The sequence below is a fragment of the Tenacibaculum sp. FZY0031 genome (assembly GCF_036350695.1).
Classification (GTDB): domain Bacteria; phylum Bacteroidota; class Bacteroidia; order Flavobacteriales; family Flavobacteriaceae; genus Polaribacter.
Genome location: NZ_JAZDVY010000003.1, coordinates 308,031 through 332,630, shown reverse-complemented (window position 1 = coordinate 332,630; position 24,600 = coordinate 308,031). Strand labels below are relative to the sequence as shown.

Genomic DNA, 24,600 nt, shown 5'->3' with positions numbered 1-24,600 from the left:
AACCCAGACGCATTATAAATGCATGATTTTAGAACTGTCTTCCAATTATAAAATGCGTTTGCCAACCTGATTTTTGAGTTAACCCAGGTAACGGATCGAAACCATGTGCGAAATCGATACCTAATAATCCAAATGCAGGCATGAATATACGAACACCTACTCCAGCTGAACGTTTAAGTTTAAACGGATTAAATTCACTAAAATTGTCGTAAGAGTTACCTGCTTCTAAGAATCCAACTGTATATATAGAAGCAGAAGGTTTATCTGTAATAGAGTAACGTAATTCTAGCTGAAATTTGTTGTAAATAGCTCCACCATCGAGAGAAGAAATACGGTTGTTTTCATATCCTCTTAAACCAATAGTTTCACGACCATCTAATTGTCCTTGAGCAATACCATCACCTCCAACAAAATATCGTTCAACAGGAGTTAATCCTAGTTTGTTATTATAAGAACCTAAGTATCCCATTTCAAAATTAGACATTAATACTAATTTGTTTGCTAACGATGTATACCATTTACCTTTTGCAGATATTTTGTAATACTCTAACCATTTGTATTTATCAGCTAAATAAGCTTGTCGTTCATCTGCTGTTGGGTTGGTAGGTTCTGTATAGTCTTTTCCGTTAACTAAAGAATAAGGAAAAGTAGCTTTTGCTTTTAATGTAAATTCTGAACCGTAAGTTGGGAAAATTAAACTCGGACCAGCAGAATTACGACTTAAGGCTACTGTATAGGCTAGGTTGTTTAAGTCTCCTTGGCTAAGTATATTGTTAGATGAACCTACTCGGTATCCATAATCTTGTAACTCAATTCTTTGATAACTTATGTTTTGTGAAAGCGTAAAATAATCGTCAGGCCATTTTAAACGCTTACCAAGTCCTATAGAAGCTCCAATAATACTCAAACTTTCATCTTTGTTTACGTCGTAAGTTGTGTAGTCAAAACGATACTGATTTGATAGGTACACAGAAAAAGATAATGATTGAGGTGTTTTACCTCCTAACCAAGGTTCGGTAAAAGAGAAACTATAGGTGTTATATGTTCTACTAGCTTGCAAACGTAATGATAGCTTTTGTCCATCTCCCATTGGCAAGGGTTTGTATGCTTCTTTGTTAAAAAGGTTTCTAACAGAAAAGTTGTTAAAAGAAAGTCCTAATGTACCAATAAAAGAACCACCACCATAACCACCTTGTAGTTCTATTTGACTTCCTCCTTTTTCAACTACAGAAAAATCGATATCAGCTGTTTTATTTTGATAATTAGGTTTAACGTCTGGAGTTACATTGGTATCGAAAAACCCTAATTGTCCAATTTCACGAATAGATCGAATAATGTTTTCACGGCTAAATAAATCTCCTGGTTTAACACGCAATTCTCTGTAAATTACATGATCGTTTGTTTTATCGTTTCCTGTTACTGTCACTTTTTTTATCGTTGCAGGTTCGTCTTCTCTAATACGAACTTCAACTGTAATAGAGTCGTTTTCTACTTTAGTTTCTACAGCATTTACTTGAGAAAACAAGAATCCATTATTATGATATAATGTTTGAATGTCTTGAGAAGTAGGGGTACCATCACCAGAAATACGTTCTTTTAAAACTTTTCCGTTGTAAATATCTCCTTTGTCAATTCGTAAAATATTACTTAATTGTTCGTCTGTATATTCTTTGTTTCCGATAAAAACAATTTCATTAAAGCGGTATTGACGACCTTCTTCAACTTCAATTTCAAGATTTATAGTATTGTCATCATTCCAAACAACTTTGTCAGATAAGATTCTAGCATCTCGGTACCCGTTTTCACTATACTTGTCTAGAATACTATTTAAGTCTTTTTTATAATCGTCTAAAATATATTTTGAAGCTTTCCAAAAACGACCAAAAATTTTACGTTTAGTGTTTTTCATAGCACCGCGTAAAGTGGCATCAGACATGGCTTTGTTACCTGTAAAATTAATTTCTTTAATTTTTACTCGGTCACCTCTATCAATAAAAATAGCCATGCTAACAGTATTGACATCAGAGGTATCTCTTTTGGTGTCTAAGGATACTTTTGTTTTTAAGAAACCTTTGTCGGTATATTTCTTTTTAATAAAGTTACGGGTAGTTACGATAAGGTTGTCCGTAACCATAGTTCCCTTTTTTAGTTCGGTTTCTTTTTTTAACTCTTTAATTTGAGATTTTTTTACGCCCGAAATACTAACAGTAGTTAACTGAGGTAATTCAGTTACGTCAAATTGAAGATAAACAGTTTCCCCATCGCGTTTAGATAAATACACATTTACTTCACTAAATTGTTTACTTTCGTATAACTTTTTAATAGCGCTAGTAAGCTTGTCACCAGGCAATTTAATTGGCTGTCCTTCAGTTAAACCAGTATATATTCTTACTGTTTGTTCGCTAAATTTTTGCAATCCAGTTACAGTTATGCCTCCTAAAATATATTCCTTTCCTTTTTCATAGGAAATAACATTTGTGACAGTACTGTCTTTAGGAGTTATGTTTTGTGCTTGAGTACTCACCGCAAAAAGGGTGATAAAAAATACTAGTAAATACGAATATTTATTCATTGGTTTCAATCTGTTCACTGGTTTTTCCAAATCTTCTTTCTCTGTTTTGATAATCAATTATTGCGTCATAAAGGTGTTGTTTCCTGTAATCAGGCCATAATACATCGGTAAAATGTAATTCGGCATAAGCCATTTGCCAAAGTAAATAATTGCTTATTCTTTGTTCCCCACTTGTACGTATCATTAAATCAACATCGGGCAAATTAAACGTATATAAATGATTATTTATAATTTTCTCGTTAATTTTTTCAATTTCTATCTCGTTATTAACAACTTTTTTTGATATGTTTTTGATAGCGTTAACAATTTCTTCTCTCGAACCGTAGCTTAAAGCGAAGGTCAATGTAATTTTAGTATTGTTTTTAGTTTCATCAATAACTTTGCTCAATATTTTTTGAGCACTGTTAGGTAAGTTGGTTAAATTACCAATAGCATTAACCCTAACATTTTTACGTTGAAATTCAGGAAGTTCTTTTTTAAGGGTAGATACTAGTAAGCTCATTAAAGCATCGACTTCTAACTTTGGGCGATTCCAGTTTTCGGTAGAAAAGGCATACAAGGTTAAAAACTTAACTCCCAGTTCAGAAGCGGTGTCAGCTGTTTCTCTAATGGCTGTTAAAGCATTTCTATGTCCAAAAACACGTTGCATTCCTTTACCTTTTGCCCATCTACCATTACCATCCATAATAATGGCTATATGGTTTGGTACTTTTTGTAAATCAATGCGCTGTAGTTTTTCTTCCATAATTATTCTGCTATTCCACCAAAGCAAGGTGGTCTTCCAAAGGTATATACAATAGAAACGCCTGAAAACATATACCAGTCATCTCCGTTACCTCCAAAGTTTAATGAGTTTATTTCGTCTGTTGTAAAGTCTATATCGTCTACAAATGTAAATCGTACACCTGTTTCAAAAGCGATAGCAAAATTATCGGCTAATCTTCCTTTAATTCCTATACCTACGGGTAGAGTGTAAGAAAATTTATTCTTTAAAAGTATTGTGTTAATAGAGGAAGTAGGTTCTGGACTTTTATAGTTAAAAGCAGCAACTTCAGCTAAAATATAAGGAGTAAACGTTGTGCTATAATCGTTAATGTTATATTCAAAAAAATTAAATTCTACACCTGCAGCAAATTCATGAATGGTATTAGAGAAGCTAATGTTTCTACTTTGACGAAAAACATTATCGGCATCTTTGTCATTGCCAGAAACAGGAATATAAGTATAGGTTCCTCGCAAGGCAATTCTAGGGTTTAAATTGTATTTGTATACAAGTCCGCCCGCAAACTCATTTGGGTATATGTAATTAGTACGACCTATGTCACCGACATAGTTAGAACCACCGGCAAAAAAACCAATTTCGTGTGTTTGCGATTGTAAAGGTGTTACTACACAAGCCAATAATATTAATAAAATAAGTCCTCTCATTGTAAAATAGCGTGCAAATATAGGGAATTGAATTTGCTTTAAAAAGTTAATAATCCGTCTTTTTGATTAACTTTTTTTTTACGATTTTATTGTAATTACTATCGTTATAACGATTCATTTCGTACATCTTCTCCCCATAAAAGTTTTCCTCGCAAGGTATTTAAATAAGATTGATTTTTAGGCAAAACACTTTTTATGGTAAAAGGAGCTTTTTGTATTCTTATTTTTGTGTCTAAAGGAACCGTCGTAATACGAGAATCTAAAGAAATTAAAAAATCTTTTTCTCTGGCGCTAACTTCCAGAAGAATATCCGTGTCATCAGGAATTACCATTGGGCGCGCATTTAAATTGTGTGGTGCAATAGGCGTAATAACAAAACTTTTTGAATTTGGTAAAATTACAGGCCCATCACAGCTAAGTGAATACCCTGTAGAACCTGTTGGTGTTGCTATTATTAATCCGTCTGCCCAATAATTTGTTAAATACTCAGTATTTAATGAGGTTTTAATACCAATCATAGAGGTTGTGTTTCTTCTAGCAATGGTAACTTCATTAAGTGCAAAGTTAAGTTCAGTAAAATCTTCTGTAGCAGGAGATGTTTCAATTTGTAATAAAGAACGTTCTTGAAGTGTGTATTCTTTTTTTAACATTAAATTTATTGCTTCTTCAATTTGATCTTTTTGAATGGTAGCTAAAAAGCCTAAGCGACCCGTATTAATTCCCATAATTGGAATGTCTAAATCTCTAATATAGGTTACGGCTCTTAAAATAGTACCGTCTCCACCTATGGTAAACATCACATCAAAAGTATTTGATAAATCATTAAAATGTGTATAGGTAGGATATTTTTTGTTTAGCGAATTGTTTTCAATAAATAAAGTATAAAATTGTTGTTCAAAAAAAACAACAATGTTGTGTTTTTCTAAAATAGCTAAAAGAATTGTGACTTCTTTTTCTGCAAGAGTGGTATAAGCTTGTCCGTAAATAGCGACTTTTTTCACTTTTAAAATGTTGTTTGGTTGTTGAAAAAATTACATATCCAAGTACTTCCTTAAATAGGCAACTCTGTCTTTAAGTTCTTCTAAATAAAAATCATCCTTATGCTGCGTAATAACGTTGTAGCCATACCTGCGAAATGTTTGAATGATTTCATTTATTTCTTCAGAAACAATTTTAAGAGTAACTTCAATATTGTTTATGTTTTCAGAAGAAATGTACGCGCCCAAAAGTTTGCCGTTGCTAGATTCTACTATTTGAGCAACTTGACTCATAGAGTAATCTGTTTTGTTCTTATCAACAATTAAAGTATCACTCTCGTTATGTAAAAAAGGACTGTTCGCAAATGCATCTAAAATATCACTTAGTTCGTAATATCCTACATAATGCATGTTCTTATTTAGTACAGGAATTAAATTCGAGTCGTTATCAGCAAACAATGCTATTAAGTCAAGTAATGTAGCATTTTCATTAGTGTAAAAATGATCTAATAAGTAAACGTATTCTCTAAGGGTTCCATCGTTGTTTTCAAGAGTTTGAATATCGCTTTCGGGTAAACAACCTATTAGCCTGTTATTTTCAACAACAGGAATATGGGTTATAGGTAAATCATTGCACAGCTTTTGAGCACTTTTTACAGTGCTGTTGAGTGAGAGTGCTTTTATTTCTTTTAATATAAAATCGTTGATTTTCATTACTACGAATATAGTTTAAAATGTTGGAATGCGTTACCTTTGTAGTCTAATTTTATAGCATGACAAAGTTAAGTGTTAATATTAATAAAATAGCTACACTTCGTAATTCTAGAGGTGGTAATGTACCCAATTTACTTAAAGTAGCAACCGATATACAAGATTTTGGAGCGGAAGGAATTACCATTCACCCAAGACCAGATGAACGCCATATTCGTTACCAAGATGCTTATGATTTAAAATCAATTGTAACAACCGAATACAATATTGAAGGAAATCCAATTGATAAATTTAAGCAAATGGTGTTAGAAATTAAGCCTACGCAAGTAACATTGGTGCCTGATAGTGTTGATCAACTTACATCAAATGCAGGCTGGGATACTATTACACATCAATCGTATTTAAGAGAGGTAATTGCTGAATTTAAGGAAGCGGGAATTAGAACGTCAATTTTTATTGATACAGATTTAAAACTCATTGAAGCTGCAGCAAAAACAGGAGCTGATAGGGTGGAATTATATACGGAAGAATTTGCGACACAGTACGAAAAAGGAAACAAAGAGGCAGTAAAACTGTATGCAGAAGCTGCTGTTTTAGCCAATGAAGTAGGGTTAGGAGTTAATGCTGGTCATGATTTAAGTTTAGATAACATTCAATTTTTTAAACAAAATATTCCTTACTTGGCTGAAGTATCTATTGGTCATGCACTAATTTCTGAAAGTCTGTATTTAGGCTTGGAAAATGTTGTGAATATGTATTTACATCGTTTGCAATAATTATGGAAATAATACATTCAAAAATAGTTGGAGAGGGACACCCGTTACTTATTTTGCACGGGTATTTTGGAATGGGAGACAATTGGAAGTCACTTGCTAATAAGTTTGCAGAAGATGGTTTTGAGGTGCATTTGATAGATCAGCGAAATCATGGACGAAGTTTTCATGCAGAGGCTTTTGATTATGAATTATTGGTTGGCGATTTGTATCGCTATATACAGTATTATAATCTCGATAAGGTAGATTTATTAGGGCACTCTATGGGAGGGAAAACAGCAATGTTGTTTGCAACTGAATATCCTGAGCTGGTGAATAAGTTAATTGTAGCCGATATTTCTCCAAGAATGTACCCACCGCATCATCACGAAATTTTAGCAGCATTAAATTCTGTAGATTTTTCGGTGCAAACCTCACGTAAGTTAGTAGATGAAAAGCTGGCTGAGTTAATTCCAGAAAAAGGAGTCCGTCAGTTTTTAGCTAAAAATGTATACAGAAAAACGAAAGATGAATTGGCGTTTCGTTTCAATTTAAAATCGTTAACAGAAAACAATAATGAGGTAGGGGTGGCATTGCCTTCTTTTACAATTTTTGAGGGAGAAACATTGTTTTTACGTGGGGCAAATTCTGGGTATATTTCAAAAGAGGATGAACCGTTAATTCAAGCACACTTTCCAAAGGCAGTGATAAAAACTATAGCTAATGCTGGGCATTGGCTTCATGCTGAAAATTCAAAAGACTTTTATAAAGAAGCGTATCTTTTTTTAACATAAGAAAGCGAGGAGAATTTATTACTTCCTCCTCGCAAAAAAAAACTCTCACCCCCACCGGCGAAAAACAAAAAATTAAATAGGGAAATCTCTGTTTATTTTATCAATTAAGCTGTTTATATTACTGCTGGTAGCTTGTTGTTCTTTCATATAGTTGAAAAAGACATCTACAATTGCTTTTTCAATAGTTAAATTTTTTCTTTTACCAGAATATACTTTCTGTATGGTTTCTAAGGAAAAATTATGACCTTTTTTGCTCAGGTAGTTTTTTACCTTCTCGCGATATTTTGGTGGTTTAATTTTTTCTAATTCTTTTCGTTGTGTAGCAGTTATCATAAAAACTCAAGTTGTTTTTTAGAAGGAAATAGCACTTTTTAAATTATATTTGTACGTATCCTGTACTTGTTACGGAGTAAAAATACAAACAAAAATCTAAATACACAAACAAAATTAAGTAAAAATTAGAAAAAAGTTATTTTCAATGAGCGATTTTGTAGATGAAACATATAAGAGAGTAGAAGAGATTATTAATTATAATCGGTTGAATATTAGGTCTTTTGAGGAGGTTATTGACGTGTCTAACAATTCTATTGGTACAGCAATACGAAGAAAATCGTCATTTAAAAGTAATGTGTTAAACAAAATTCTACACTCTTTTCCTGAAATAAATCCAACTTGGTTGCTCACAGGAAAAGAAGAAATGTTGTTAAAAGGAACTAATGAACCTTCTTCAGCCTACAAAATAAAAGATATAAACAGTCGTGTAAAAGACAGTTTGTTATACCTGCTAGAAGAAGATAAAGATGTTAAGGAAATAATTGCTTTTCAAGTGGCAGAAGTTCTGAAAAAATAACTGCTAATAGTAACCTTAAAATTTAATCTTCATTTTTAGTTAAGCTTTCTAAAGCATAATACAACCTGTTTTGTGCGTTGCCTTGCGAACCAAAGATAGAGCGATATACTTCACCATCAGGAGTTAGTAGTACCCACTGTGGCGTTCCTTCCGAATTAAAAAAATCATACATTTTGTGGTTGTTATCTATATAAATAGGAAAGGGCAACTCATTGATGGTAAAAATACTTAGAATACCATCTTTGGTAATATTGTTACTGCCAAAATTACTATGAATACCAATAACTTCAATATCCTCGTATGCTCGCTTTAACTTGTAGGCTAGTGGAATGGCTCTACCTGTACAACCCAAGCAAGCATTGTTGTAAAACAACAGTAATAGAATTTTGTTAGCATACTTTTCAAGTAAATCAACTTCGTTATGATAAAAATCAGTGACCTTTATGGAGGTTACAATTTTGCCAGTATTCATTTAGGTTTTTAATTGAAGTTTTAGCAAAGTTATTTAAAAAGAAGAAGTTTTTAATTCTCTACAAGCTAAAAACATTCTTTAGCTCGTAGAGTAGGGTTAGTTACTGTAGGTTTTTACCCAATGTGTATACTTTATTTAGCCACAAATTTCTTTGTTCTATGGTTGAATCTTTTATTACTGATAAGAAAGTGGTTTTAACAGGTGTAATACCGCAAAATTCTAAGGTTCCTTTTTTAAACTGTCTAATAGCAGGTCTTTTCATAAAAAGATAATCATACCAATTAGGCGTATCAGAAGTTATAATAAGTCGAGCAGTTTTACCCTTTAGAAGCTTTTCAGGAAAAGGTTTTCCTTCAATAGGTTGAAAAGTAATTCCTGGTAAAAAAGCTCTGTCAATAAAACCTTTCATTATTGCAGGGTAGCCTGCCCACCAAATAGGAAAGACCCAAACAATATGATCTGCTTTTTTAATTTTAGCCAAAGAAGTTGCCAAATCAGGTTCCAGTTCCATTCTTTTTCGATACCCAAATTTAAGATTCGGGTTAAAGTTGAGGTCGGCTATAGTAATTTCTTCAATAGTAGCGTCAGTTTCCAAAGCACCTTTTTTGTAAGAAGCCGCTAGTGCATGGTTAAAACTTTCTTTATCTGGATGTCCGTTTATTAATAAAATATGCTTCATAATTATAGTTAAGATTAGGAAGCAAAGTACGGGTGGTTTTAGAAGCTTAAAAAGGACAATTGTCTAATAAAAAACCGATTTTCTAATTCGGCTCAAATGTCGTTGCGTAATGCCTAAATAAGAAGCAAGGTATTGCAGAGGTATGGTTTGTAAATAGCTAGGGTGTGTTTCTAGTAGTTTTTTATAACGGTTTTCAGCACTTTCATTTTGTAGTACAAAAATTCTGTTTTCAAGATTTATGTATTCTTGCTCTGCAAAAATTTTAAAAAGGCGTAACCAGTTGGTGCTTGAGTTTTCTAGCGTTACAAATTGTTTTTTGGTAATACTGTAGAGTTCCGCATCGGTTAGTGCCTGAATGTTTTCATTGGTCTTTGTTTGGGAAATAAACGATGAATACGCAGTAAGAAATGAGTTTTCTGATAAAAAACAATACGTAACTTCTTTTTCATCTGAAGAATGATAAAACGACCTAAAAATACCGGAAGTAATAAAAGCTACTTCTTTACACGTGTTTCCTTCTTGAATAAAAAAATCTCCTTTGTTCAGTTTTTTGTAGCTAACTAAACTTACAAAGTTGTCTATTTCTTCTTTAGTAAGAATGTTATATGAGGCTAAGTGTTTTTTGAGCATTTTATTGTTTTGGTTAAAAATAAGACGAAGTTAAAAGAAAAATCCATCAAAAATTAAAACAAAATTTTAAACCTGCCAAAACAGCAGGTTTCTGTTTTTGGTATGGTTGTGGTAAAGTATAATAAAGTGTTATGAATGAATAGTTTCAGTGAAAAAGAGTAAATTTATAATTCATAACCCATTAAATAAAAAAGAAATATGAAAACATTTTTAAAAGTATTGCTAACGGCATTGGCAGTAATTGTATTGGCAAATATTTTACCAGGCGTAACGGTAGCAAGTTATACAACTGCAATAATTGTAGCAGTCGTAATTGCCTTGTTAAACCTGTTTGTACGTCCGTTGTTAGTGTTTTTCACACTGCCAGCAACCATTGTTACACTAGGGCTGTTCCTATTTGTAATTAATGCGGTCATTATATTATTGGCAGATAAATTGGTGTCGGGATTTGCGGTTAGCGGATTTTTTACAGCGCTCTTGTTCAGTGTATTGCTATCAATTTTCAGATCGTTAATGTTTTCGCTATTAAATGAAGGAGACGAATAAGTAACCTAAAACATTAAAAACTAGAAAATAAGGGGGCTAAAAAAGATAATATTCTTATGGCTAAAAGTCTTGGTTATCAATAAATAAAGTAGTAATTTTGCACCCGATTTTTTAAGAAACAGATTTTTAAGATGAATATAACAAAAGAAAACGTAGATGCATTAAATGCAGTTGTAAAAGTTGATATTGTTGCAGAAGATTATCAAGATAAAGTAACAAAAGTATTAAACGATTACCGTAAAACGGCTAACATTCCTGGTTTTAGAAAAGGTCATGTACCTATGGGAATGGTGAAAAAGCAATACGGAAAATCAGTAATGATTGATGAGGTAAACAAGCTTTTACAAGAGTCGTTAAACAAATTCTTAGTTGAAGAGAAGTTAGATATCTTAGGTAACCCGTTACCAAGAGTTCAAGAGGATTTCAATTGGGATACTGATAAATTCTCTTTTGAGTTTGAATTAGGATTAGCTCCTGAGTTCGACGTAAACTTAGAACCAAAAAACAAAGTAACGCAATATAACATTGTTGCTACCGACGAGTTAATCGAGAAAGAAGTTGAAAACATTCAATCTCGTTACGGTAAAATGTCTGCGAAAGACGAAGTTGCTGAAGAAACTAACGTAACTGGTACTTTTGTAAACGAAGAGAAAGAAATCAACAAAAAATCTACCATTTCTGTAAAAGATATTAAAGGAAAAACAAACTTAAAAAAGTTTGTAGGTGCTAAAGTAGGAGACGTTTTAGAATTAAAAACGAAAAACTTATTTGAAGACGAGCACAAGTTACAAGGAGCTTTAGGAGTATCTCACGATGAGGTTCACGATTTAGACATTCCTGTAGCTTTTACTATTGAAGAAATTACTGAGATAGAACCAGCTGAATTAGATCAAGAGTTATTTGATAAGTTATTTGCTGACGGAAGTGTAAAAACAGTTACTGAATTAAAAGATAAAATTAAAGAAGACGCAGAAAAGCAATTCCAACAACAAGCAGATCAACAATTGTTAAACGCAATTACTGAGAACTTAGTAGATAACACAAAGTTTGATTTACCAGTTGAGTTTTTACAAAAGTGGTTACAAACAGCTGGTGAAAAAGAATTATCTGCTGATGAAGCTGTTGAAGAATACAATAAGTCTGAAAAAGGATTACGTTACCAATTAATCGAAGGAAAGATTATGAAGGATAACGATATCAAATTAGACTATGCAGAGTTGGTAGACTATGCAAAAGGATTTATTAGAGCTCAAATGGCACAGTTTGGTAACATGAATCCAGAAGAAAAAGAATTAGAAGATATCGCAGGAAGAATCTTACAAAACCAAGACGAAGCACGTCGTTTACAAGAGCAATTAATTTCTCAAAAATTATTAGCTTTTTATAAAGAAAACATGAGCTTTGACACCAAAGAAGTTTCTTACGAAGATTTCATTAAAGAAGTATACAAATAACAGTTAACTACTGATGTTATAAATAAAAACCTGAATGTACATTCAGGTTTTTTTAGCCATTAACTGTAACAAAATACTAACGAAATAGTTCTTATATTTACATCTTTATAACCCAAAAACATTTTAAAAATGGATTACGGAAAAGAGTTCGAAAAATACGCAACTAAGCACCACGGAATAAATAGCAACTACTTAGGGAAAATAACGAGTAGTTTAACGCCATACATTATGGAAGAACGCCAAATGAACATTACTCAAATGGATGTTTTTTCTCGTTTAATGATGGATAGAATTATTTTTTTAGGTACTGGAATTAACGACCAAGTAGCAAATGTGATTCAAGCACAATTATTGTTCCTAGAAAGCGTAGATGCATCAAAAGATATTTCAATTTATATCAATTCACCAGGAGGTGGAGTATATGCAGGATTAGGTATTTACGATACCATGCAGTTTATTAAACCAGATGTAGCAACAATTTGTACAGGTATGGCTGCTTCTATGGGAGCCGTGTTAATGTGTGCAGGAGAAAAAGGAAAACGTTCGGCATTACCACATTCTCGTATTATGATTCACCAACCATTAGGAGGAGCACAAGGACAAGCATCTGATATTGAAATTACAGCGCGTGAAATTTTAAAATTAAAAGATGAATTGTACGAAATCATTGCTAAACATTCGGGGCAAACAATAGAAAAAGTAAACCAAGATTCTGATAGAGATTATTGGATGAAGGCCGACGAAGCGAAAGCTTACGGAATGGTAGACGAAATTTTAACTAGAAAATAATAAACAGCTAATAGCAGTGAGCTGTTGGCAATAAGCTGATAAGATGTCGAAAGAAGAAAATTTACAATGTTCCTTTTGTGGGCGTAAAAAACCTGAAACCGATTTACTAATCGCAGGTTTAGATGCACATATATGTGATAAATGTATTGAGCAAGCTCATGGAATTGTAGAAGAGGAAATAGCTGAAGCTAAAACAAGTGATTTATCGAAAGACCTTACCTTAAAAAAGCCAAGAGAAATTAAAGCTTTTTTAGATGAGTATATCATAGGGCAAGACCAAACAAAAAGAGCCATGTCTGTAGCAGTATACAATCACTACAAAAGATTGTTACAAACCAGAGATGATGAAGATGAAGTAGAAATTGAAAAATCAAACATTGTTTTAGTAGGAGAAACAGGAACAGGAAAAACTTTGGTAGCTCGTACAATTGCTAGAATGCTAAATGTACCATTTTCTATCGTTGATGCTACTGTATTAACGCAAGCAGGTTATGTAGGAGAAGATGTAGAAAGCATCTTAAGCCGTTTGTTACAAGCTGCCGATTACGATGTAGAAAAAGCAGAAAGAGGGATCGTATTTATTGATGAGATAGACAAAATTGCTCGTAAAGGAGACAATCCATCAATTACACGTGATGTTTCTGGAGAAGGAGTACAACAAGCTTTACTAAAGTTATTAGAAGGAGCTGTGGTAAATGTAGCTCCTAAAGGAGGAAGAAAGCACCCTGAACAAAAATTTATTGAAGTAAATACCAAAGATATTTTGTTTATTGCTGGTGGAGCGTTCTCTGGAATAGACAGATTTATTAGCAAGCGTTTAAATATGCAAGCGGTTGGCTACAGTGCTTCAGTAGAAGAAGATAAAATCGACCACGATAACTTATTGCAGTACATTACACCATTAGATTTAAAATCTTTCGGATTAATTCCAGAAATCATTGGTCGTTTACCAGTATTGAGTTATATGAATCCGTTAGATGAAAAAACACTTAGAGCGATTTTAACAGAGCCTAAAAACTCTATTATAAAGCAATATACGAAGCTGTTTTTAATGGATGATGTAGAGTTTACTATGACAGAAGAAGCATTGCAATTTATTGTTAACAAAGCGGTAGAATACAAATTGGGTGCACGTGGATTGCGTTCGTTGTGTGAAGCTATTTTAACCGATGCAATGTTCGATATGCCAAGTTCTGAAGAAAAAGAATTCAAGGTAACAAAAGAATATGCAGAGTCGAAATTAACGAAATCAGCATTAAAGAAATTAAGAGCAGCCTCTTAAAAGCGTTATCGAAAACAATAAAAACAGCCCTCAATACATTGAGGGCTGTTTTTATTTTAATAAATGAAGCTGTTATTCTGCTTTGTGAAGTTTGCTATATTGTTGAATCCATTTAGTAATTTCTTCATCTTTAATGTCATATTTATACATAAGGTCTTCTCTTATTTGCTTTAAATAGGTTTCGTTTAATACGCTTTTTTCATATTCAGAAACAACTAATTGTATAAAGCTTTCAGCATACTTCTGTACAGGTTTTTTAACTTCCTTAGACTTGCTGTTTTCAGGGGTTTTTACTGCTTTTTGTGCTTCTATAACAACCTTTTCTTCTGCAACAATATTGTTGTCAGCTGCCATACCACTACGTGTTGTGTAGGTAGTTTTTTTGTCTTTATACCATCCTTGAGGAATGTTAGCTAATTGCTCTTCACTAACAATAATAGTTTTAATTTTGTTTCCAGTAACATCCATACTTTCTAAGTTAGGACAGTTTGAAACATCTAATGTAGTAAGTTGATTGTAACTAGCGTATAAACTTTGAATGTTAGGGTTTTCACCAAGTATTAATGAGGTTAATTTATTATAATCGCAACTTATATAGGTTAAGTTAGGGTTTTTACTCACATCTAAACGTTCAATTTTGTTCTCACTACAGTTTAAGAAACTTATAGAAGAACTTTGTGATAAATCAATCTTTTTAATTTCATTGCCAAAACAATCCAAACGTCTTAAATTAGGAAAACTCTCTAAACCAGTTAAATCTTTAATCTTAGAATATACGTTAGGAAGGTCTTTGTTGGTAACAGGATCGTTAACATTTAGGTTGGTCACATATTCTGCATCACTAATTGTAATACTACCGTTTAAACCGTTAGAATCTATTTTTAAATTGATTAAACATTCTTCTAAACCAATATCAGGAATTCGAATGGTTTCTTGTGCGTAAGTATTCAATGCAAAAAATATTGCCAAACAAAAGGGGGTAATTGTTTTCATCATAAGGGGAATTTTTGCCAAAATTATGTAATTATATGTTTTTAGCAAATTAAATTTGCCCAGAGTTTTTTGTAAGAATAAAATAACTTTTAAAACTAGTAGTATATTTGTTTGCTGTATTTGTATAGTATATGATAACCCAACAAACCATAGATAGAGTTTTTGAAAGCGCCCGAGTAGAGGAGGTGATAGGAGAATTCGTTCAGTTAAAAAAATCTGGAAGTAACTTTAAAGGGTTAAGTCCGTTTACAGACGAACGTACCCCTTCGTTTATGGTATCGCCTGTTAAACAAATTTGGAAAGATTTTAGTACAGGTAAAGGAGGAAATGCGATTTCTTTTTTAATGGAACACGAGCATTATACCTATCCAGAAGCGATACGTTGGTTGGCAAAAAAATACAATATAGAAATTGAAGAAACCGAGCAGTCTGATGAGCAAAAGCAACAGATGAATGAGCGAGAAAGTATGTTTTTGGTTTCGAAATTTGCCAAAGATTATTTTCACGATGTACTAATGAATACACAAAATGGTAGAGCAATTGGGTTGTCTTATTTCAAAGAGAGAGGGTTTAGAGAAGATACTATCGAAAAATTTGATTTAGGGTACTGTAAAGACGAATGGGATAATTTTACCAAGGCAGCACTGGCTAAAGGTTATGAGTTAAAATACCTTAAATCTACAGGATTAACAATTGTAAAAGAAGGAGGAGCAGAAGAGAGAAAGTTCGACCGGTTTAAAGGGCGTGTGATGTTTCCTATTCATAGTATGTCTGGTCGTATTCTAGGCTTTGGAGGTAGAATACTAACCAACGATAAAAAAGCGGCAAAATACCTAAACTCTCCCGAGAGTGATATTTATCATAAAAGTAAAATTCTTTACGGATTGTACCAAGCTAAAAAAGAAATTGCTAAAGAAGACAATTGCTTTTTAGTAGAAGGGTATACTGATGTGATTTCATTTCATCAATCTGGAATTGAGAATGTTGTGGCCTCTTCTGGTACTGCATTAACGCCTGATCAGATTCGTTTGGTAAATCGATTAACACAGAATATAACTGTGCTTTTTGATGGTGATGCAGCTGGAATTAGAGCCTCAATTCGAGGAATCGATTTAATTCTTGAGCAAGGAATGAATGTAAGAGTGGTAGCTTTTCCAGAAGGAGAAGACCCCGATAGTTTTGCTAAGGCACATTCGAATGCTGAGTTAAAAGAATACTTAGAAGAAAAATCACAAGATTTTATTGAGTTCAAAGTTTCTCTATTAATGAAAGAAGCAGCGAATGATCCTGTTAAAAAAGCAGGTTTAATTAGAGATATTGTTACGAGTATCTCTAAAATTCCTGATGGAATTCAACGTGAAGTGTACGTACAAGAATGTGCACGCATTATGGATATTTCTGAAAGAGTACTATTTAGTGAGTTAGCCCAGTTGTTAAAAAAGGGAGCAACAGCAGCGAGAAAGAGTAGCGGAGGACAAGACCCTAACCAACCACCTCCAGAATATTTTCAAGAGCAAGGACAAACTTCCATGGAAGCCATCAAGGGGGGGAAAGGAAAATTACAACAAAGCATTAATCAGTTAAATATTCTTGAAAAAGAAGTCATTAGAATATTGTTGCTATATGGAAATGAAGTGGTTGATTTTGTGAATTGGGTAGATGCAGTTGATGAAAGAGGGCGTCCGTTTTTAGAAAAAGAAGAATACCAAAATACAGTATCAAACGAACTGTATTTAAATTTACAAGAAGACGAAATAGAGTTTACTAACGAAATTTTTAGATTAACTTATTATGAGTTAATTCATCAATTAAATCAAGATGAAAAAATAAAGGTAGATCATTTAGTGATGCATGAAAATCCGCAAATATCTAGTTTAGTAACCAATATTTTAATGGATGAAGAAAAATATAATCTAAGCGATTGGGAGCGTAAAGAGGTTTTTGTAACGGAAACCGTTAAAATTCTTCCAAAGTTAGTTACCGATGCTATTTTAAACTTACGTAGGGTTTTAATTGAAGAAAAAATTAAAGAAATTTTACAAGAAAGCCAAGAACAAAAAGCTGTACCCAATTTAGAAGAAATAGGTAATTATACAGGATTGAAAAAACGTCTTTTTGAAAAACTAAATCGCGTAATTTAAGATTGCCAAATTGCTATTTTTTTAAAAAATGAAGCTTCTTAACATTTTTTTTGTAACTTTACTTGCAAAAAGAACAAGAAATTAAAAGAAAATGAGAAAGTTGCTACAAATTCTAGAATTAGTTAGGTTGCTAGTTATGTTACCGTTCAATATTTCTAACGGGCATAAAAAAAGTGCCTACCAAAGAATTAAACGACAAATGATGTCGGTTAACTTACTTTAAGTCTTTAGGAATTTCACAAATAGGAATTGGAATCATTTTGTGTTGATTGATGCGATTCAGATGCGTATATATTTTATATACTGCTAACTCTCTACCAGAGAAGTCAGCTATAGTTTTACCTGCATCTTGCATTTTCATGGCCCATTCTAACTCATCGTAAGAAGCTCCAATTTGGTCCTCATCAGTTCTACTATCTCCAAACAAACCATCAGTAGGCTGTGCTTTTTGAATTGATGTAGGAACTTCTAAATAAGCTGCTAATTCATAAACTTCAGACTTTACTAAATCGGCAATTGGACTTAAATCGACACCACCATCACCATATTTAGTATAAAACCCAACACCAAAATCTTCTACTTTATTACCCGTTCCTGCAACTAATAAACCGTGTAAACCAGCAAAATAATATAAGGTTGTCATACGTAAGCGGGCACGAGTGTTTGCGAGTGCTAAATCTACTTTAGCAGAAGGTTCAACTTGTGGTACTACAGTTTTAAAATCTTCAAAAGTAGAGGTTAAATTTACTTCAGCTTCACTTACATTATTAAAACGTTCTCTTAATAATTTAATATGCTCATTAGCTCTACTTACTTGGCTCTTGGCTTGATGAATAGGTAGTTCAACACACAAGGTAGGTAAACCAGTTTTAGCACATAAAGTTGAAGTAACTGCACTATCAATACCACCAGAAATTCCTACAACAAAACCATTAACTTTTGCATTTGTAGCGTAATCTTTTAACCAATTTATAATGTGTTCAGCAACCTTAGGAGTATTCATTTTGTGATATTTTACGAGTTTACAGTTAAGAGGTAACAACTAATTTAGTAATTTCGACGTTGTAATTTAGAATGTAAATATACTAAAGTTCATGAGAAAAATTTTAGCACTAGTTGCCTTAGTTTTTATAAGTCTTTCATGTAAAAATAATGAAAGTAACAAGTTAGATGTTGATGTGTCTAATCTTAACGTAAAGATTGACCTAGACCGTTTTGATGTTGATTTTTATAATACAAAACCAAACGAGCTTACTAACGTAAAGGAAAAATATCCAATGCTTTTTCCTCCTCAACCAGATAGTGTTTGGATAAATAAGATAAACAATAAAGATGAGCAAGAGTTGTTTGATGAAACTCAAAAAGTTTTCCCAGATTTTGAAGAGGAAAAAGAACAATTAACATCATTATTTAAGCATGTAACATATTATAATCCAAGATTTCTGAGCCCGAAAGTAATTACTATCCTAACGAATATAGACTATGATAAAAGAGTTGTATATACAGATAGTTTATTGTTCATTTCTTTAGATGCGTATTTGGGAAGAACGCATGAATTTTATAATGATTATCCTGAGTATGTAAAGCAGAACAATACCAAAGAACATATTGTAGTTGATGTAGCAAAAGCTATAATTAGCAAGCAAATGTTGCCAAGTAGGGCAAGAAGTTTTATCGATAAAATGATTTATCGAGGAAAAAAAATGTATTTGCTAGATGCCTATTTACCCAAAATACCTGATGCTGTAAAAATAGGATATTCACAAGAAAAACTAAAGTGGGCAAAAAGTAATGAAGAGCAAATATGGATGTATTTTATAACAAAAGATTTGTTATACAGTACTAGTAAAGATGTTGACAAACGTTTTTTAGATTTAGCTCCTTTTTCTAAGTTCTATATGGAAGAAGATAGTCAATCACCAGGAAGAATAGGAGAGTGGATTGGTTGGCAAATCGTACGTTCGTACATGCAAAAGAATGATGTATCTTTGCATACATTATTACAAACAAGTGAAGAGGAAATCTTCAAAAACTCAAGATATAAACCAAAAAGATAATGGCGATAGAGCATACATCAACAATAACATTTAAAGTAGGGTTAGACGAAAACAGAATTCCAGAACAAATTACTTGGAATGCAGAAGACGGAGGTATAAAAGATGAAGCTTCAAAAGCAATTATGCTATCTGTTTGGGATCATAAACAAAAAGATACCTTGCGTATGGATTTATGGACTAAAGATATGCCTGTAGACGAAATGAAGCAGTTTTTTCATCAAACCTTAGTATCTATGGCAAACTCTTTTGAAAGAGCCACAAACGACGAAAAAATGAGTGCTACCATGCGCGATTTTTGTGACTATTTTGCTGAAAAGCTAGAGTTAATTCAAAAATAAAAAAAAGCAGCTTTCAAAGCTGCTTTTTTTATGCATTGTAGTTTTTTATCCTATTAATGATAGTTTCGTAATCTTCATGGTTATTAACAAAATCTAAATCAGAAACATCAACAATTAGAATGTTTAAATCAGGTTGTGTTTTGATAAAATTGCTATACCCATCATGGATTTTTTGTAAATAACTTGCTTCTATATTTTGCTCGTAATCGCGTCCGCGCTTTTTAATATTTTCTAGTAAGCGTTCTGTGTTTTGATATAAATATACATACAAATCAGGCTTTGTAATTTCTTTGTACATTAAATCGAACATTTTTCTATACAACTTATATTCATCACTATGTAAAGTGACTTGTGCAAAAATAAGCGATTTAAAAATGTAGTAATCAGAAACAATAAAGTTTTTAAACAAATCAAACTGCGCCAAATCATCAGAAAGTTGTTGGTAACGATCTGCTAAAAAACTCATTTCTAACGGAAAGGCATAACGTTCATTGTCGTTGTAAAACTTAGGTAAAAATGGATTGTCTGCAAAGCGTTCTAAGACAATTTTAGCATTGAATTCATCAGACATCATATTGGCTAATGAGGTTTTACCAGCACCAATATTACCTTCAATAGCAATGTAATTATACTTCTCGGTAATAGGAATCGGGCGCTTTAACTGTACCTCTAATTTGGTGATTTCAGAAATGTCTGCACAATTTTCTAAACAAATATATAAATGCTTTTTTTCTATTGGGTGAATAACATTGCGGGCAATTTCAACCAACGGAACTAAAGCAAATTTGCGTTCTAACATTCTTGGATGCGGTACGATTAAGGTTTTAGAAAAGATAATCTCATCATCAAATAATAAAATATCTAAATCTATTAGCCTATCAGAATACCCATCGGTGTTTTTTCGAGTTCTTCCAAGTTCTTTTTCTATTGATAGTAGTCTAAGTATTAATTGTTCTGGAGGTAAATGCGTTGAAACTTTAATACATGTATTGTAAAAATTATTACTATCAAACCCCCATGAAGCAGTTTCGTATACAGACGCTACTTTTAATACAGCGCCTACCTTATTGGCAACTAAGTTAATTGCTTGCTGAATATTGGCGAGCTTATCTCCTTGATTGGTTCCTATAGAAATATATGTGATTCGTTGTATTTTCATGAATGGGATGCAAAGAAAACTAAAACTAAAAAAACAAAAGCTAAAAAAAGATTTTTTATTTAAATAAATTTTTCAAAAAGGGGTAGGGTATTTTATTTTTCAACTGTTATAGTAGTGGATTTCTTTATAGAGTAAGATTTTTATATGATTATTGGGGAATGATCTGAAACAACTCTAAGTAAAAGGCTGCTAATTTAGCAGCCTTTCTTCATTTTAAAGATGTATATAAAATAAAAAAGCAACCTTTTAAGGTTGCTTTTTTATATCTAAAATAGAGTCTTACGATTCTTTTTTATCTTGTCTAGGTTTTCTATCGTCACGACGATTATCGCGGTTACGATTATCACGACCTCTATTATCTCTGTTATTGTCTCTAGGTGGTCTAGCTACATAACCTTCAGGTTTAGGTAATAAGGCTTTACGAGAAACTTTTTCTTTACGAGTTTTAGGGTCAACACCAAAGTATTTTACATCAATAACATCACCAATGTTCACTACATCTGTAACGTTGTTTGTACGTTCCCAAGCTAACTCGCTAACGTGTAATAAAACTTCATTTCCTGGAGCTTCTGTATATTCAACAACAGCGCCAAAATCTAATATTTTTATAACTTTTACTTCGTATACAGAACCTTTTTCAGGTTTGAACATCATAGATTCAATACGAGCTATAACTTTATCTATACCTTCTTGGTTAGTTCCTAAAATCTCAACAATTCCTTCTTCTGTAACAGGATCTTCGTTAATAACAATCGTAGTTTCTGTTTCTTTTTGTAACTCTTGGATGTGTTTTCCACCAGGTCCAATAAAGGCTCCTATTAAATCGTTAGGAATTACTCTATTCACCATTTTAGGTGCATGAGCTTTTACATCTTCATTAGGAGTAGCGATAGTGTCCGTTAATTTTTCTAAGATGTGTAAACGACCATCACGAGCTTGTTTTAATGCGTTTACTAAGATTTCATAAGATAATCCTTTAATCTTAATATCCATCTGACAAGCAGTAATACCGTCAGCAGTACCTGTAACTTTAAAGTCCATATCTCCTAAATGATCTTCATCCCCTAAAATATCAGATAATACAGCATAACGATCACCGTCAGAAATTAATCCCATTGCAATACCTGAAACTGGTTTTTTCATTTGAACACCCGCATCCATTAATGCCATAGTACCCGAACAAACAGTTGCCATTGAAGAAGAACCATTAGATTCTAATACCTCAGATACTATACGAACTGTATACGGGCAATCTTCAGGAATCATTCCTTTTAAAGCTCTTTGAGCTAAGTTTCCGTGACCAATTTCACGACGAGACGTTCCTCTTAAAGGGCGTGCTTCTCCCGTTGAAAAAGGAGGGAAGTTATAGTGTAAATAGAATTTTTCTTCACCTTGTAATGTCGGAGAATCTACCATATTTGCATCTCTAGAAGTACCTAAGGTAACTGTAGCCAATGCTTGAGTTTCTCCACGTGTAAAGATAGATGAACCATGAGTTCTTGGTAAATAATCTACTTCACACCAAATAGGTCTAATATCTGTAGTAGTACGCCCATCTAAACGTAAACCTTCATTTAAAGTTAAATCTCTAACAGCTGTTTTGTGAGCTTTGCTAAAGTATTTACCAATTAAGTCTCCGTATTCTTCTAATTCTTCTTCGGTAAACATTGCGGTAACCTCTTCTTTAACTTCAGAAAAAGCTAATCCTCTTTCTTGTTTAGAAGTTCCTTTTTTTGCAATATCATAACATTTTTGGTAAGCTGCATCGTGAATTTTTTGAGCCAATTCTTCATCTTCTCTTTCTCCTTCATACTCACGAGTTTCTTTTTTGCCAACAGCTTCAGCCAAAGCAACTTGAGCAGCACATTGTACTTTAATAGCTTCGTGTGCAAATTTAATTGCATCCGCCATTTCTTCTTCTGAAATTTCTTTCATTTCACCTTCTACCATGGCAACTGAATCGGCAGAAGCACCAATCATCATATCAATGTCAGCTTCTTGTAATTGTGTATAACTAGGGTTAATAACAAACTCTCCGTTAATTCTTGCTACACGTACTTCTGAAATTGGTGTTTCAAAAGGAATGTCTGATAATTGAATGGCAGCAGAGGCTGCTAAACCAGCTAAAGCGTCTGGCATTACCTCTTCGTCATGAGACATTAATTGAATCATCACCTGAGTTTCAGCATGATAATCTTTTGGGAAAAGCGGACGCAATACACGGTCTACTAAACGCATTGTTAAAATTTCTTCGTTTGAAGGACGTGCTTCACGCTTCATAAACCCACCCGGATAACGACCCGCGGCAGCAAATTTTTCACGGTAATCTACCGTTAAAGGTAAAAAGTCAATACCTGGATTTGCAGTTCTTGCTGATACAACTGTTGCTAATAACATTGTATCTCCCATTCTTACAACAACAGAACCATCTGCTTGTTTTGCTAATTTTCCTGTTTCTAATGTGATGGTTCTCCCATCTCCAAGTTCTATTACTTGGTTAAATACTTTTGGAATCATAAATTAATTCTTCTAAATTTTAATTCGTTTTTGTTTGTTGTTGTGTTGTTGTTGCTCCAATGGAAAATCAAAATTGTTGTTAGTAATTTTGAGCTTTTTATATATAAATTTCTGGTTGTTAGTCAGAAATACTATTTAGTTTAAAATAAAAAAGAGGCACGTTTATAGAGCCTCTTTTCTTGTAGAATTATTTTCTAATTCCTAATTCTTTAATAATCGCACGATATCTATTAATCTCTTTTTTCTTTAGATAATCTAATAAGCTTCTACGCTTACCTACCATACGTACTAACGAGCGTTCTGTGTTGAAATCTTTACGATTTTTCTTTAAGTGCTCAGTTAAGTGGTTAATTCTGTGCGTAAATAACGCGATTTGACCTTCTGCAGTACCAGTATCATTTGCTCCTTTACCGTGTTTTGCGAAGATTTGTTCTTTAACTTCTTTTGTTAAATACATGCCAATATTATTTAAATGATTATTATGTACTCAATGCATTTACATTGAAGTTGCAAATGTACGATTATTTTTTGGAATGGAAACGAAAAAGTTAGAAAGCAAAAAAGCTAGCAAACGCCAGCTTTTTTTATTATGCTCTTACAGGTTGGTTTTGTATTAAATCTAAATACAAGTTTACTTGTTTTTTTAAGTCTTTTCGCTCGTAAATAGCATCTAAGAAACCATGTTCTAATAAAAATTCAGAACGTTGGAATCCGTCTGGTAAATCTTTACCGGTTGTATCTTTTACGACACGTGGTCCTGCAAATCCAATCAAAGCATTTGGTTCTGCAATGTTAATATCTCCTAACATAGCAAAGGAAGCTGTAGTTCCTCCAGTAGTTGGGTCGGTACATAAAGATATGTATGGAATTTTAGCTTCTGCTAATTGTGCTAGCTTTGCAGAAGTCTTGGCTAATTGCATCAAAGAAAGTAAGGCTTCTTGCATACGAGCTCCTCCAGATTTAGAAATCATTAAAAAAGGAACGTTGTTTTGGATAGAGTAATCTATAGCTCTTGCTATTTTTTCACCAACAACACTTCCCATAGACCCTCCAATAAAAGCAAAGTCCATTGAAGCAATTACCAAATCTTTCCCCATTGATTTACCAACAGCAGCGCGCGCAGCATCTTTTAAACCTGTTTTCTTTTGAGCTGCCTTTAATTTTTCAGGATATTTTTTTGTGTCCTCAAATTTTAAAGGGTCTTTAGCTGACAGTTTAGGAGCAAGTTCTGTGAACTCATTATTGTCAAAAAATATTTCAAAATATTCTTTACTTCCCACACGTACATGGTAGCCATCTTCTGGACTTACATATAGGTTTTTTTTAAGTTCGTCAGTGTCAATTATTTTTCCGCTTGGGGTTTTATACCACAAGCCTTTTGGGGTGTCTTTTTTTTCTTCTGTTGGGGTTTGAATCCCTTTGTCTGTACGTTTAAACCAAGCCATAATTTAGTTTTTTA

General features: G+C 32.9%; 25 protein-coding genes. 10 read left to right on the top strand and 15 right to left on the bottom strand.

Translation table 11 applies throughout. From position 1 onward, the window contains the following. Window positions 1–28: 28 nt before the first annotated feature. The 5 genes from bamA to V1T75_RS05880 form a co-directional block, all read right to left on the bottom strand. Window positions 29–2,572 carry an outer membrane protein assembly factor BamA gene (gene bamA / locus V1T75_RS05900; protein WP_330487630.1) on the bottom strand — a complete coding sequence of 848 codons (2,544 nt, stop codon included), beginning with the start codon at window positions 2,570–2,572 and terminating at the stop codon, window positions 29–31. Beyond that, window positions 2,565–3,317 (bottom strand): isoprenyl transferase, encoded by a 753-nt coding sequence (locus tag V1T75_RS05895; RefSeq protein WP_330487629.1) that lies wholly within the window; start codon window positions 3,315–3,317, stop codon window positions 2,565–2,567. The genes bamA and V1T75_RS05895 overlap by 8 nt, the downstream gene beginning before the upstream one ends. Before the next feature lie 2 nt (window positions 3,318–3,319). Further along, on the bottom strand, window positions 3,320–4,000 hold the full coding sequence (gene porG, locus V1T75_RS05890; protein ID WP_330487628.1) for a type IX secretion system protein PorG: 681 nt from the start codon (window positions 3,998–4,000) through the stop codon (window positions 3,320–3,322). 104 nt (window positions 4,001–4,104) lie between these two features. Continuing rightward, window positions 4,105–5,001 (bottom strand): NAD kinase, encoded by an 897-nt coding sequence (locus V1T75_RS05885; RefSeq protein ID WP_330487627.1) that lies wholly within the window; start codon window positions 4,999–5,001, stop codon window positions 4,105–4,107. Between the two features lie 30 nt (window positions 5,002–5,031). Further along, window positions 5,032–5,691, bottom strand: a complete 660-nt coding sequence (locus V1T75_RS05880) for a CBS domain-containing protein (protein WP_330487626.1) — start codon at window positions 5,689–5,691, stop codon at window positions 5,032–5,034. A gap of 59 nt (window positions 5,692–5,750) precedes the next feature. Here V1T75_RS05880 and V1T75_RS05875 point away from each other — a divergent pair, with 59 nt between their 5' ends. Next, on the top strand, window positions 5,751–6,464 hold the full coding sequence (locus V1T75_RS05875) for a pyridoxine 5'-phosphate synthase (RefSeq protein WP_330487625.1): 714 nt from the start codon (window positions 5,751–5,753) through the stop codon (window positions 6,462–6,464). 2 nt (window positions 6,465–6,466) lie between these two features. Next, window positions 6,467–7,234 carry an alpha/beta fold hydrolase gene (locus V1T75_RS05870; RefSeq protein WP_330487624.1) on the top strand — a complete coding sequence of 256 codons (768 nt, stop codon included), beginning with the start codon at window positions 6,467–6,469 and terminating at the stop codon, window positions 7,232–7,234. Window positions 7,235–7,306: 72 nt separating this feature from the next. Here the strand turns inward: V1T75_RS05870 and V1T75_RS05865 are convergent, their stop codons facing one another. Next, the gene (locus tag V1T75_RS05865) at window positions 7,307–7,567 is read right to left on the bottom strand and encodes a hypothetical protein (RefSeq protein ID WP_330487623.1); all 261 of its coding nucleotides are present in this window, start codon (window positions 7,565–7,567) and stop codon (window positions 7,307–7,309) included. 145 nt (window positions 7,568–7,712) lie between these two features. On the opposite strand from V1T75_RS05865, the gene V1T75_RS05860 reads away from it, so the two are divergent. Then, window positions 7,713–8,084, top strand: coding sequence for a hypothetical protein (locus V1T75_RS05860; protein WP_330487622.1), 372 nt, complete (start codon window positions 7,713–7,715; stop codon window positions 8,082–8,084). Between the two features lie 22 nt (window positions 8,085–8,106). On the opposite strand, the gene V1T75_RS05855 is transcribed toward V1T75_RS05860, so the two are convergent. From V1T75_RS05855 to V1T75_RS05845, 3 genes are all read right to left on the bottom strand, one after another. Continuing rightward, window positions 8,107–8,556, bottom strand: a complete 450-nt coding sequence (locus V1T75_RS05855) for a TlpA family protein disulfide reductase (protein ID WP_330487621.1) — start codon at window positions 8,554–8,556, stop codon at window positions 8,107–8,109. Window positions 8,557–8,656: 100 nt separating this feature from the next. Then, complete coding sequence (locus V1T75_RS05850) at window positions 8,657–9,235, bottom strand: NAD(P)H-dependent oxidoreductase (RefSeq protein WP_330487620.1); 579 nt, start codon at window positions 9,233–9,235, stop codon at window positions 8,657–8,659. 63 nt (window positions 9,236–9,298) lie between these two features. Continuing rightward, a complete protein-coding gene (locus V1T75_RS05845) occupies window positions 9,299–9,865 on the bottom strand; it encodes a Crp/Fnr family transcriptional regulator (RefSeq protein ID WP_330487619.1) in 567 nt (188 codons plus the stop codon). A gap of 198 nt (window positions 9,866–10,063) precedes the next feature. Here V1T75_RS05845 and V1T75_RS05840 point away from each other — a divergent pair, with 198 nt between their 5' ends. The 4 genes from V1T75_RS05840 (at window position 10,064) to clpX (ending at window position 13,936) form a co-directional block, all read left to right on the top strand. Then, window positions 10,064–10,411, top strand: a complete 348-nt coding sequence (locus V1T75_RS05840; protein ID WP_330487618.1) for a phage holin family protein — start codon at window positions 10,064–10,066, stop codon at window positions 10,409–10,411. 131 nt (window positions 10,412–10,542) lie between these two features. After that, window positions 10,543–11,865, top strand: a complete 1,323-nt coding sequence (gene tig, locus V1T75_RS05835) for a trigger factor (RefSeq protein ID WP_330487617.1) — start codon at window positions 10,543–10,545, stop codon at window positions 11,863–11,865. A gap of 129 nt (window positions 11,866–11,994) precedes the next feature. Then, window positions 11,995–12,654, top strand: coding sequence for an ATP-dependent Clp endopeptidase proteolytic subunit ClpP (clpP, locus tag V1T75_RS05830; RefSeq protein ID WP_330487616.1), 660 nt, complete (start codon window positions 11,995–11,997; stop codon window positions 12,652–12,654). A gap of 43 nt (window positions 12,655–12,697) precedes the next feature. Beyond that, on the top strand, window positions 12,698–13,936 hold the full coding sequence (gene clpX, locus V1T75_RS05825; protein WP_330487615.1) for an ATP-dependent Clp protease ATP-binding subunit ClpX: 1,239 nt from the start codon (window positions 12,698–12,700) through the stop codon (window positions 13,934–13,936). A 72-nt stretch (window positions 13,937–14,008) separates the two neighbouring features. On the opposite strand, the gene V1T75_RS05820 is transcribed toward clpX, so the two are convergent. After that, a complete protein-coding gene (locus tag V1T75_RS05820) occupies window positions 14,009–14,932 on the bottom strand; it encodes a leucine-rich repeat domain-containing protein (protein WP_330487614.1) in 924 nt (307 codons plus the stop codon). A 128-nt stretch (window positions 14,933–15,060) separates the two neighbouring features. Here V1T75_RS05820 and dnaG point away from each other — a divergent pair, with 128 nt between their 5' ends. Beyond that, window positions 15,061–17,070 carry a DNA primase gene (gene dnaG / locus V1T75_RS05815; RefSeq protein ID WP_330487613.1) on the top strand — a complete coding sequence of 670 codons (2,010 nt, stop codon included), beginning with the start codon at window positions 15,061–15,063 and terminating at the stop codon, window positions 17,068–17,070. Window positions 17,071–17,284: 214 nt separating this feature from the next. Here the strand turns inward: dnaG and nadE are convergent, their stop codons facing one another. Beyond that, a complete protein-coding gene (gene nadE, locus V1T75_RS05810; RefSeq protein ID WP_330487612.1) occupies window positions 17,285–18,073 on the bottom strand; it encodes an NAD(+) synthase in 789 nt (262 codons plus the stop codon). 91 nt (window positions 18,074–18,164) lie between these two features. Between nadE and gldB the strand changes: the two genes are divergently transcribed. Together gldB and gldC are read left to right on the top strand one after the other, a co-directional pair. Continuing rightward, complete coding sequence (gene gldB, locus V1T75_RS05805) at window positions 18,165–19,127, top strand: gliding motility lipoprotein GldB (RefSeq protein ID WP_330487611.1); 963 nt, start codon at window positions 18,165–18,167, stop codon at window positions 19,125–19,127. Then, a complete protein-coding gene (gene gldC, locus V1T75_RS05800) occupies window positions 19,127–19,465 on the top strand; it encodes a gliding motility protein GldC (protein ID WP_330487610.1) in 339 nt (112 codons plus the stop codon). Before gldB ends, gldC begins: the two co-directional genes overlap by 1 nt. A 28-nt stretch (window positions 19,466–19,493) precedes the next feature. Here gldC and folK read toward each other — a convergent pair whose 3' ends face one another. The 4 genes from folK to accD form a co-directional block, all read right to left on the bottom strand. Beyond that, the gene (gene folK / locus V1T75_RS05795) at window positions 19,494–20,624 is read right to left on the bottom strand and encodes a 2-amino-4-hydroxy-6-hydroxymethyldihydropteridine diphosphokinase (protein ID WP_330487609.1); all 1,131 of its coding nucleotides are present in this window, start codon (window positions 20,622–20,624) and stop codon (window positions 19,494–19,496) included. A gap of 279 nt (window positions 20,625–20,903) precedes the next feature. Continuing rightward, a complete protein-coding gene (locus V1T75_RS05790; protein WP_330487608.1) occupies window positions 20,904–23,141 on the bottom strand; it encodes a polyribonucleotide nucleotidyltransferase in 2,238 nt (745 codons plus the stop codon). Window positions 23,142–23,328: 187 nt separating this feature from the next. Then, on the bottom strand, window positions 23,329–23,598 hold the full coding sequence (gene rpsO, locus V1T75_RS05785) for a 30S ribosomal protein S15 (RefSeq protein ID WP_047788611.1): 270 nt from the start codon (window positions 23,596–23,598) through the stop codon (window positions 23,329–23,331). A 130-nt stretch (window positions 23,599–23,728) separates the two neighbouring features. Further along, window positions 23,729–24,586: an acetyl-CoA carboxylase, carboxyltransferase subunit beta gene (accD, locus tag V1T75_RS05780; RefSeq protein WP_330487607.1), complete on the bottom strand. Its 858-nt coding sequence runs from the start codon at window positions 24,584–24,586 to the stop codon at window positions 23,729–23,731. Window positions 24,587–24,600: the final 14 nt, after the last annotated feature.